10 protein-coding genes are annotated in these 9,733 nt (G+C 75.6%); 7 read left to right on the top strand and 3 right to left on the bottom strand.

The genetic code is table 11. The annotated features are described in order from the left end of the window. Positions 1–468: 468 nt before the first annotated feature. A complete protein-coding gene (locus tag AE652_RS23650) occupies positions 469–1,353 on the top strand; it encodes a tetratricopeptide repeat protein (RefSeq protein ID WP_107086520.1) in 885 nt (294 codons plus the stop codon). A gap of 119 nt (positions 1,354–1,472) precedes the next feature. Here AE652_RS23650 and AE652_RS23645 read toward each other — a convergent pair whose 3' ends face one another. Then, positions 1,473–2,843: a DUF1015 family protein gene (locus tag AE652_RS23645; protein ID WP_082345921.1), complete on the bottom strand. Its 1,371-nt coding sequence runs from the start codon at positions 2,841–2,843 to the stop codon at positions 1,473–1,475. Between the two features lie 92 nt (positions 2,844–2,935). Here AE652_RS23645 and AE652_RS23640 point away from each other — a divergent pair, with 92 nt between their 5' ends. Beyond that, positions 2,936–3,634, top strand: coding sequence for a M48 family metallopeptidase (locus AE652_RS23640; protein WP_107086519.1), 699 nt, complete (start codon positions 2,936–2,938; stop codon positions 3,632–3,634). A gap of 143 nt (positions 3,635–3,777) precedes the next feature. Further along, positions 3,778–4,815, top strand: a complete 1,038-nt coding sequence (locus tag AE652_RS23635; RefSeq protein ID WP_049654729.1) for an HAD-IIA family hydrolase — start codon at positions 3,778–3,780, stop codon at positions 4,813–4,815. A gap of 36 nt (positions 4,816–4,851) precedes the next feature. On the opposite strand, the gene AE652_RS23630 is transcribed toward AE652_RS23635, so the two are convergent. Beyond that, the gene (locus tag AE652_RS23630; RefSeq protein ID WP_049654726.1) at positions 4,852–5,199 is read right to left on the bottom strand and encodes an SCP2 sterol-binding domain-containing protein; all 348 of its coding nucleotides are present in this window, start codon (positions 5,197–5,199) and stop codon (positions 4,852–4,854) included. A gap of 179 nt (positions 5,200–5,378) precedes the next feature. Here AE652_RS23630 and AE652_RS49285 point away from each other — a divergent pair, with 179 nt between their 5' ends. The 4 genes from AE652_RS49285 to AE652_RS23610 all read left to right on the top strand — a co-directional run bounded on the left by AE652_RS49285 (position 5,379) and on the right by AE652_RS23610 (position 8,379). Next, entirely contained in the window at positions 5,379–6,311 is a 933-nt protein-coding gene (locus AE652_RS49285; RefSeq protein WP_049654724.1) for a hypothetical protein, read from the top strand. Then, entirely contained in the window at positions 6,295–6,537 is a 243-nt protein-coding gene (locus AE652_RS23620) for a hypothetical protein (protein WP_049654723.1), read from the top strand. The genes AE652_RS49285 and AE652_RS23620 overlap by 17 nt, the downstream gene beginning before the upstream one ends. A 36-nt stretch (positions 6,538–6,573) precedes the next feature. Continuing rightward, on the top strand, positions 6,574–7,380 hold the full coding sequence (locus AE652_RS23615; protein ID WP_049654721.1) for a TlyA family RNA methyltransferase: 807 nt from the start codon (positions 6,574–6,576) through the stop codon (positions 7,378–7,380). Positions 7,381–7,473: 93 nt separating this feature from the next. Next, on the top strand, positions 7,474–8,379 hold the full coding sequence (locus AE652_RS23610; protein WP_049654720.1) for an NAD kinase: 906 nt from the start codon (positions 7,474–7,476) through the stop codon (positions 8,377–8,379). Between the two features lie 133 nt (positions 8,380–8,512). On the opposite strand, the gene AE652_RS23605 is transcribed toward AE652_RS23610, so the two are convergent. Beyond that, on the bottom strand, positions 8,513–9,733 hold a 1,221-nt coding region (locus tag AE652_RS23605), incomplete at its 5' end, for a PLP-dependent aminotransferase family protein (RefSeq protein ID WP_049654719.1).

Below are 9,733 nucleotides of genomic sequence, written 5' to 3'. Positions count from 1 at the left end.
GGCGACCGTGGCGGCTTCCGCCGTGACGACCGCCCGTCCGGCGGTTTCAACCGCGATGACCGCGGCGGCGACCGCGGTGGTTTCCGCCGCGACGACCGCCCGAGCGGTTTCCGTCGGGACGACCGTGACGACCGTCCGCGTCGTGACGACCGTCCGTCGGGTGGCGGTTTCAACCGCGACCGTGGCGACCGTCCGGCCGGCGGTGGCTTCCGCCGTGACGACCGCTCCTCCGGTGGCTTCAACCGCGATGACCGCGGTGGCGACCGTGGCGGCTTCCGCCGCGACGACCGTGGTGGCGACCGCGGCGGCTTCCGCCGTGACGACCGCCCGTCGGGTGGCGGCTACCGCCGTGACCGGGACGAGCGCGGCGGCGACCGCCGGGAGTACGACGACCGCCGGGGCAACTACGAGCCCGTCAAGCGTCTGCCGATCCCGGAGGACGTCACCGGCTACGAGCTGGACGCGGACGTGCGCCAGGAGCTCAAGAGCCTGCCCAAGACCCTCGCGGACGACGTCGCCCGCAACCTGGTGATGGTGGCCCGCCTGCTCGACGGCGAGGCGGAGGAGGCCTACCAGTACTCGCGCATCGCGCTCCGTCTGGCCTCCCGCGTGGCGGCCGTCCGTGAGGCGGCCGGTTTCGCCTCGTACATGACGCAGCGCTACTCCGAGGCGCTGACCGAGTTCCGCGCCGCCCGTCGGATGACCGGCCGGGCGGACCTGTGGCCCGTGATGGCCGACTGCGAGCGCGGTCTGGGCCGTCCGGAGCGGGCGCTGGCGATGGCCGGCGAGCCCGAGGTGAAGCAGCTGGACAAGGCCGGCCAGGTCGAGATGCGCCTGGTGGCGGCCGGTGCCCGCGCCGACATGGAGCAGTTCGACGCCGCCGTGGTGACGCTGCAGAGCCCGGAGCTGGCCTCCAACTCCGTGCAGCCGTGGACCGCGCGTCTGCGGTACGCCTACGCCGAGGCCCTGATCGCGGCCGGCCGGGCCGACGAGGCCCGTGACTGGTTCGCCAAGGCCGCCGAGGCCGACACCGACGGCACCACCAACGCCTCGGAGCGGCTGGCCGAGATCGACGGCGTGGAGTTCACCGACACGCTCGACCCGGAGCTGGCCGAGGACGAGGCCGAGTCCACGGACGTCCCGGTGCAGAAGAAGCGCGGTGGCGGCGACCACTCCGAGGACCGCGTGATCTTCGAGGACGAGGAGGACGTCGAGGAGTTCTACGACGAGGACGACCTCGAGATCGACGACGACTTCGACGGCGTCGTCCCCGAGCGCGCCCAGCAGGCCGAGGCCGCCGAGGCCGAGGAGTCGAAGGCCGCCAAGGCCGACGCCGACGCCGACAAGAGCTGAGCAGCTCCCTGGCAAACGCCGTGAGGCCCTGCCGTTCCCCGGGAAACTCCGGGAACGGCAGGGCCTCACGGCGTTCCGGCCCGTGTCCGGGCCGGCCGAGGTGTCAGCCCCGGGCGGTGTCAGCCCAGCGCGAGGTTGCGCAGCACCAGCCCGGTGGCCGGCTTCGGCCCGAAGGAGGTGGACTTGCGCGGCATGGTGACGCCCTGCTCGGCCAGCCGTCGTACCACGGACTCCCGGACCGGGTGCAGCAGGACGGCGGTGCCGCCGGTGCGCGCGGCCTCCTGTTCGGCGGCCACGGCGGTGTGCAGGTAGCCGATGTCGTCCGGGCCGTCGGGGACGTGCCAGGTGCGGTCCAGCAGGGTGGCGTGCAGGACGGTGGCGTCCAGGTGGCGCCACTCCTCGGGCCGGCCGTGCGGCACGGTGGCGTCGAGCAGGGACTCCTCGGGCTCGCCGAGCAGCCAGTAGACGCCGTCGCCGCCGGTCAGGACGAAGCCGTTGCCGCCGTGCCGCTTCTGCTCGGCGAGGGCCTGGAGCGCGGCGGACAGCGGCCCGGGGACCTCCTTGACCTTCCACTGGTCGCCGAGCCGCTCCAGCGCCTCGGCCACCGGCAGCCGGTACAGCACGCGGTGGATGGCACGGACCCGCAGCGGGTAGCGGGCGGTGTCCACCAGGAGCACCATGCCGCGGTCCCAGGGGCTGCGCGGCAGGTGGCGGTGCTCGCGCTGGAGGCGGAGGTACATCTCCCAGCGGTGGTGGCCGTCGGCGATCAGCGCCCGGCAGGTGGCCAGGTCGCGGCTGATCTCGGCGATCTCGGCCGGGGCGGTGACCGCCCAGAGGCGGTGGTGGGTGCCGTCGCTGGTGGCGGTGGAGAGCAGCGGCTCGCGTTCGACCGTCCGCTCGATCACGCCGGAGGCGCCGCCGCCGCCCCGGTAGGTGAGCAGCAGCGGTTCCAGGTTGGCCCGGGTGGTGCGCATCAGGCCGACCCGGTCGGCGACCGGCCGGGGCATCACGTCCTCGTGCGGGAGCACCACGCCGCCCTCCCGACCGCTCACCGCGAGGGCGCCGATCAGGCCGCGCTGGAGCAGCTCGGGGGAGTCGGCGGTGGCCGGGAGCCGCTGCTCGTAGACGTAGATCGCGGGCTCGGGGTCGGCGGCCAGGACGCCCTCGCGCTGCCAGGCGGCCAGCAGCCGGGCGGCGTGCCGGTAGCGGGTGTCGCGGTCGGGGCGGTCGCCGGCGTCCTCGGGCTCGGGCCTGGGCAGGATCAGCCGGACCACGTTGTGCGGGTCGGCGGTCTCCAGGTCGAGCCGGCGGCCCGGGTCCACGACGTCGTACGGCGGGGACGTCACGGCGGCCAGGGTGCCGACCCGGTCGGGGACGTAGCGCAGGCCGCGGAAGGGGGACAGGGACAGGCCGGCGGTGGCGACGTGCCCGGGATCGCCGGGGCCGCCCTCGGGAGTCTCGACTCCGTCTTCTGCACTGGGTGTGCTCATTCTGGGCATCGTAACCGGGTACGCGTTGTTGAGAGATCGGAATACCCGTGCCGATCTGTGGGGCGGGTGTGCGACCGAGGGCGAGGTACGGCATGGACGACGGGCAGGAACGGGTGGACGGCGGCGGCCCGGCCGAGTCGGGCGGGCCGGTCGGTGCCACCCGCGGGGACGCTCCGGCCGACGGCGTGCCGGGCCGCGTGCCGGGCGACGGTTCGACGGCCGGTGCGGTGCCGGTCGGTTCGGAGGGAGGCTCGGAGGCGGGTACGGAGACCGGCGGGGTGCCGCGGCAGAGCCGCTCCGGGGAGCCCACCGGGGACGTCTACGACTGGTTCCGCCGGGGCGCCCAGCTGCTGGCGCAGGGGCATCCGGCGGCCGCCGAGCAGCTGCTCGCCCGGGCGGTGGCGGCCGAGCCGCACTCGCGCAGCATCCGGGAGGCGCTGGCGCGGGCCCAGTTCGACGCGGGCTCGTACGCGGCGGCGCTGGCGAACTTCCGTGCCGTGGCGCTCGCGGATCCGGCGGACGACTACGCTCAGTTCGGATGGGGCGTCTCGGCGGCCCGGCTGGGCGACTTCGAGACCTCCGCCGAGCACCTGGCGCTGGCCGTGGCGATGCGGCCGGAGTCCGACCACTACCGGCAGGCGTTGCGGCAGACCAGGGCGACCCTGGCGGCCCGCGCCGGGGCGTACGGCCCGCTGCTGCCGGGAGCCCCCGGGTACGTGGAGCCCCCGGCGGGCGCCGAGGGCCCGGCCGGCGGAACGGCGGGCACCGCCGGTGCCGACGGCGCCGCCTGACCGGTGGGCGCCGCGACCCGGCCGGACGCGGTACGAGGCGCCGGGCCGGAGGCCGTACCGGACGCCCTGACACCCTGCCGCACGAGGACGTGCGCCAGGGACGACGCAGTGAACGACGACGCAGTGAATGAGGTAGCGCAGCCATGACCGAGACGGCCACCCCCGTGCGACGGACCGCCCCCGGAGGCAGCGAGCGGCCGCTGACCGACGCGTACGACACCGCGCTGCTCGACCTGGACGGCGTGGTCTACGCCGGCGCGCACGCGATCGAGCACGCGGTGGACGCCCTGGACGCGGCCCGGACGGCCGGGATGCGGCTCGCGTACGTGACCAACAACGCCTCCCGCCCGCCGCGGGTGGTCGCCGAGCACCTGACCGAGCTGGGCGTCCCGGCCGAGCCGGCCGACGTGATCAACTCGGCCCAGGCCGCCGCCCGGCTGGTCGCCGAGAAGGTGCCGGCCGGCTCGAAGGTGCTGGTCGTGGGCGGTCTCGGGCTGGAGGAGGCGCTGGCCGAGCTGGGGCTGGTCGCGGTCCGCTCGCTGGCCGACGGGCCGCTCGCGGTGGTCCAGGGCTTCGACCCCTCGGTGGGGTGGACGGACCTCGCGGAGGCCGCGTACGCGGTGCAGAGCGGCCTGCCCTGGGTGGCGTCCAACCTGGACCTGACGGTGCCGAGGGCCCGCGGCATCGCGCCCGGCAACGGCACCCTGGTGGCGGCCGTGCGGGCGGCGACCGGGGTGGAGCCGGAGGTGGCGGGCAAGCCGCTCCCGCCGATGCACCGGGAGACCGTGCTGCGCACCGGCGCGGAGCGGCCGCTGGTGGTCGGGGACCGGCTGGACACCGACATCGAGGGCGCGTTCAACGGCGGGGTGGACAGCCTGCTGGTGTTCACCGGGGTGACCACCCCGGAGCTGCTGCTGGCGGCCCCGGTCGAGCACCGGCCGACCTACCTGGCGGCGGACCTGCGCGGACTGCTCGTCCCGCACCCGGCGGTGACGCCGGTGGACGGCGGCTTCGGATGCGGCGGCTGGGTCGCGGGCGTCGAGGCCGGGGTGCTGCGGCTGTCCGGGGCCGGGGACCGCTGGGACGGCCTGCGGGCGCTGTGCGCGGCCGCGTGGACGGTGCTGGACGCGGGCGGCGCGCCGGTGGACGGCCGGAAGGCGCTGGCCGACCTGGGGTTCTGAGGACGGTCCGGCGGTCGGCGGGTACGGCGGCCGGGGTCAGAGCAGGGTGCGCAGCCGCAGCAGGTCGCGGAAGCCCGCCTCCAGCCTGACCCGGCCGCTCGCCCACGCGGAGGCGAAGTTGAGCCGCCCGCCGACCAGCGCGACCAGGTCGTCGCTGCTCATGGTGAGCCGGATCTCCGCCTTCCCGGCCGGGGCGCCGGGGGCCACCACCACGTCCTGGATCCGGCCGTCGCGCAGCCGCCCGGTGAAGGTCAGGTCGAGGTCGGTGATCCGGCAGCTGAGCGAGCGGTCGAGGGCCGCGGCCTTGCGGACGTCGCCGGTGGACTTCGTCATGTTCCGGCTGAGCTGCTCCAGCGCCTCCCGGCACTCCTCGGCGTTCGCCACGGGCCGGCTCCCTCCCCCGGTCACTACGGTGCTGACTGCGGGCCACGGTACCTCAGGCGGGTTTTGGCGGTAGCGTCGTCGGTGGGGTGCCCGGAACGGCGCCCGGGTACTGAGGGCGACGGAGCGACGCCCAGAGGCGATTGGGAGGCACCCGGATGCTGCCGAGGACGGTTCGGGGAGTGGTGGAGACCGCCGCCGGCGTGGTCGAGGAGGTCGGCAAGCTGGTCGTCGGGACGGCGAGCTCGATCCTGGAGAAGGCCGGGGTCGACGTCGCCGGGGTCGAGCGCCGGCTGGGCGGCCAGTTCCCGCCGTCGGTGGAGACCCTGCAGACCCTCGCCGGGGAGGCGGTCACCGCCGGGCGGGCCGGGGTGGACCTGGCCGTCGGCGTGGCGCGCAACGAGGCGGAGAAGGTCTTCGAGAGGGTCGGCGACCAGGTGACCAAGGTCGGCGTGGTGCTGGCGTACCTGGAGACCAAGCTGCGCGAGGTCGAGGAGGAGGCCCCGGCGGCCGCGTCCGGGCCGGGGGCGTACGGGGCCGAGGAGCCGGTGCCGGCGCCGCGGGCCGGCGACCTCTTCGGGCGCGGGTGGGAGGCCGAGGAGGAGCGGTCGGCCGCCCGGACGGTGGGTGAGCCGATAGTCGCCGAGCGGGTGGAGGTGGACGAGCCGGTCGAGGTCGACCCGCCGGTCCCGCCCGTTTCGTCCGTCCCGCGGGTGTCCGCGGTCGCCCCGGCCCCGCGGGAGGAGCCCGCGGCGGAGGAGAGCGCCGCCGGGAAGAGCTCCGCTGGGAAGGCCGCCGCCGAGAAGAGCACGGCGAAGAAGCCCACCGAGGCGAAGAAGGCCACCCCGGCGAAGAAGACGCCGGCGAAGAAGACGTCGGCCAAGACGACGCAGGCAGGGAAGGCCGCCGCGAAGCGGACGACGACCGTCAAGAAGTCCGCCACCCCCCGGCAGGCCGAGGCCGGAACCGAGCCCGGGACGCCCGCGAAGCGTGCGGCGACCAGGAAGACCACCGTCCGCAAGGCCACCAGCACGAAGAAGCCCGGCGACCCGAAGAAGCCCGGCGACCCGAAGAAGTCCGACGACGCGAAGAAGCCCGATGCCCGAGACGAGTGAACCGCTCCGGTCCGTCCGGCACGCCGGGCCGCCGGCACCGCTCGACGCGGTGCTCCCCGCCGAGCCGCTCGGCGTCGAGCTGCTCCCCACCGGCCACCCCGGGGTGGACGCCGGACTGGCCCGGCTGGAGGCCCTGGACGGGGTCCCCGCCGAGGCACACGTCGCGGTGTACGAAGATGTTCACCAGCGGCTCGTCGACACACTGGCCGCGCTCGACCAGGAATGACCCGCAGGATCCGTAGGAGCTGAAACACCAGTGGCAGTGGCACGACGTCGACTCGACGCGGAATTGGTCCGCCGCAAGCTGGCCCGATCGCGTGAGCACGCGTCCGAGCTGATCGCCGCCGGCCGGGTGACGGTCGGCGGCGCCACCGCGACCAAGCCGGCCACCCAGGTGGAGACCTCGGCGGCGGTCGTGGTGGCGAAGGACGAGAACGACCCCGACTACGTCTCGCGCGGCGGCCACAAGCTCGCCGGCGCGTTCGCGGCCTTCGTGCCGCAGGGCCTGGTCGTCGAGGGCCGCCGGGCGCTGGACGCGGGCGCGTCCACCGGCGGGTTCACCGACGTGCTGCTGCGGGCCGGGGCCGCGCACGTGCTGGCGGTGGACGTCGGCTACGGGCAGCTCGCCTGGTCGCTGCAGAGCGACGAGCGGGTCACCGTGATGGACCGCACCAATGTGCGCGAGCTGACGCCGGAGCTGATCGGCGGCACCCGGGTCGACCTGGTGGTGGGCGACCTGTCGTTCATCTCGCTCGGCCTGGTGCTCCCGGCCCTCGCCTCCTGCGCGGCCGAGGACGCGGACCTGGTGCTGATGGTCAAGCCCCAGTTCGAGATCGGCAAGGAGCGCCTGGGCAGCGGCGGGGTGGTGCGCAGCCCGCAGCTGCGCGCCGAGATGGTGCGCCAGGTCGCGGGGCAGGCGTGGGAGCTCGGGCTGGGCGTGCGCGCGGTCACCGCGAGCCCCCTGCCGGGGCCGTCCGGCAACGTCGAGTACTTCCTCTGGCTGCGCCGTGACGCTCCGCGGCTGGACCCCGCGGCCGCGGACCGGGCCGTGGCGGAGGGGCCCCGGTAGGGTGCCTTGCGAGCGTCCGGCCCGTCATGTCGTATGGCGCGGCCGCCCCGGGACCAAGGGCGACCCGGCAGGCGTTAGGGAGAGGGCAGCGGCATGAGCGATGAAGAACGTACGGTCTTCCTGATCGCGCACACCGGCCGGGAGACGGCGCTGCGCAGCGTCGAGGCCCTGGTGCACGGGCTGCTGAAGGTGGGGCTCCGGATCAGACTGCTGGAAGCCGAGGCGGTGGACCTGGACCTGCCGGAGGGCGTCGAGAAGGTCACCGAGGGCCCCGGGGCGGCGGACGGCTGCGAGCTGATCCTGGTGGCCGGCGGGGACGGGACACTGCTGCGCGGGGCGGAGCTGGCGCGCTCCCACGGGCTGCCGATGCTCGGGATCAACCTGGGCCGGGTGGGCTTCCTCGCCGAGGCCGAGCGGGACGACCTGGCCGTGGTCGTCGAGCGGGTGGTCGACGCCGACTACGAGGTCGAGGAGCGGATGACGATCGACGTCATCGTCCGCACCAACGGCGACGTGGTGCACGAGGACTGGGCGCTGAACGAGGCCTCGATCGAGAAGGCGTCCCGGGAGCGGATGCTGGAGGTGGTGACCGAGGTGGACGGCCGTCCGGTCTCCAACTTCGGCTGCGACGGCGTGGTGTGCGCGACGCCGACCGGGTCCACCGCGTACGCGTTCTCCGGCGGCGGGCCGGTGGTGTGGCCGGAGGTGGAGGCGCTGCTGATGGTGCCGATCTCCGCGCACGCGCTGTTCGCCCGCCCGCTGGTGACCTCGCCGGAGTCGGTGCTGGCGGTCGAGGTGCAGCCCAAGACCCCGCACGGGGTGCTCTGGTGCGACGGGCGGCGTTCGGTCGAACTGCCCGCCGGGGCGCGGGTGGAGGTCCGCCGGGGCCGGACGCCGGTGCGGCTGGCCAGACTGCACCGGGCGCCGTTCACCGACCGGCTGGTGGCCAAGTTCGCGCTGCCGGTGACGGGTTGGCGCGGCCGGGCCGACCACCAGTAGCCGCGGCGGGCCGCGGCACGGTGGCCGCGGCCCGTACAGACGCGGTTCGTCCGACTGCGGAACGGCCGGCCGCGGCCCGCGCGAACGCGCCAAAGTTCCCGCGCGCCAAGGGACTTGCCCCGCCGCGCGGCCGTCAGACCGCCAGCGGCTGGGACTCGTCCGCAGGTTCGAGGCGTCCGCCGGCCGCCGCCTGGGCGGCCAGGTCGGCGAGGCGTTCGACGGCGGCGGGGACGGTCGCGGCGGGCACGGTGACCGGGAGGCGGATGTGGTGCTCGAAGGCGCCGTCCGAACCGAAGCGGTTGCCGGAGGCGATCCGGACCCCGCTGCGCTCCCCGGCCCGGGCCAGCGCCGCGCCGGACAGGCCGTCGGTGGAGACCCACAGTGAGAGCCCGCCCGACGGCATGGTGAAGCTCCACCCGGGCAGCCGTTCGGGCAGGGCGGCGGCGAAGGCCCGCGCGGTGGCCCGCAGCCGGGTCAGCTGGTGCTCCCGCACGTCGGGCAGCGGATCGCCCAGCAGCTCGGCGGCGATCAGCTGGTCCAGCACCGGGGTGCCGACGTCGCTGTAGACCCGTTCGGTGGCCAGCCGGCGTACCAGCGCGGGCGCGGCCCGGACCCAGCCGATCCGCAGGCCGCCCCAGAGCAGCTTGCCCGCCGAGCCGACGGTGACCACCTGGGCGGCGCGGTCCAGGGCCGCTGTCGGGCGCGGCAGCGGCGTGGACGGCGGTACGCCCCAGCCGAGTTCGGCGGTGGTCTCGTCGGTCAGCACGATGCTCCCGGCGGCCCTGGCGGCGGCCAGCAGTTCGCGGCGCTGCTCCTCGTCGATCAGCGCGCCGGTCGGGTTGTGGAAGTCCGGGATCACGTACGCGACCCGGGGGCCGGCCCCGCGCAGCACCCGCCGCCACTCGTCGAGGTCCCAGGTGGGCCGCGGCGTCCAGGCGTACGGCACCGGGACCAGGCGCGCGCCGGCCAGCCGCAGCGCCTGGAGGGTGTGGGCGTAGCTGGGCGCCTCGACGGCGACCCGGTCGCCGCGGCCGACCAGCGCCCGCTGGAGCAGGTGCAGGCCGCCCATCGCGCCGGTGGTGATCAGGATCTGGTCGGGGGTGGTGGGCAGTCCGCGCTCGGTGAAGCGGCGGGCGACGGCCTCGCGCAGCACCGGGACGCCGGTGGGGTAGTGGCCGTGCCCGGCGGCGTAGTACGGCAGCTGTTCGACGGCCCGGGCGGCGGCCTGGCCGACCCAGGGCTGGGGGGCGGGCGGGGCGGCGACGCCGAGGTCGAGGATGCGGCCCTGCTCGTCCGGCGGGACGGGGTGCAGGGCCTCACCGGCCGCCGGCGCTGAACGTGCTGGGCACGCTCT

Source organism: Kitasatospora sp. MY 5-36 (assembly GCF_001182915.1).
GTDB lineage: Bacteria > Actinomycetota > Actinomycetes > Streptomycetales > Streptomycetaceae > Kitasatospora.
Note: the sequence above shows the minus strand (reverse complement) of the source record. Positions and strands in the feature narration are given on the sequence as shown.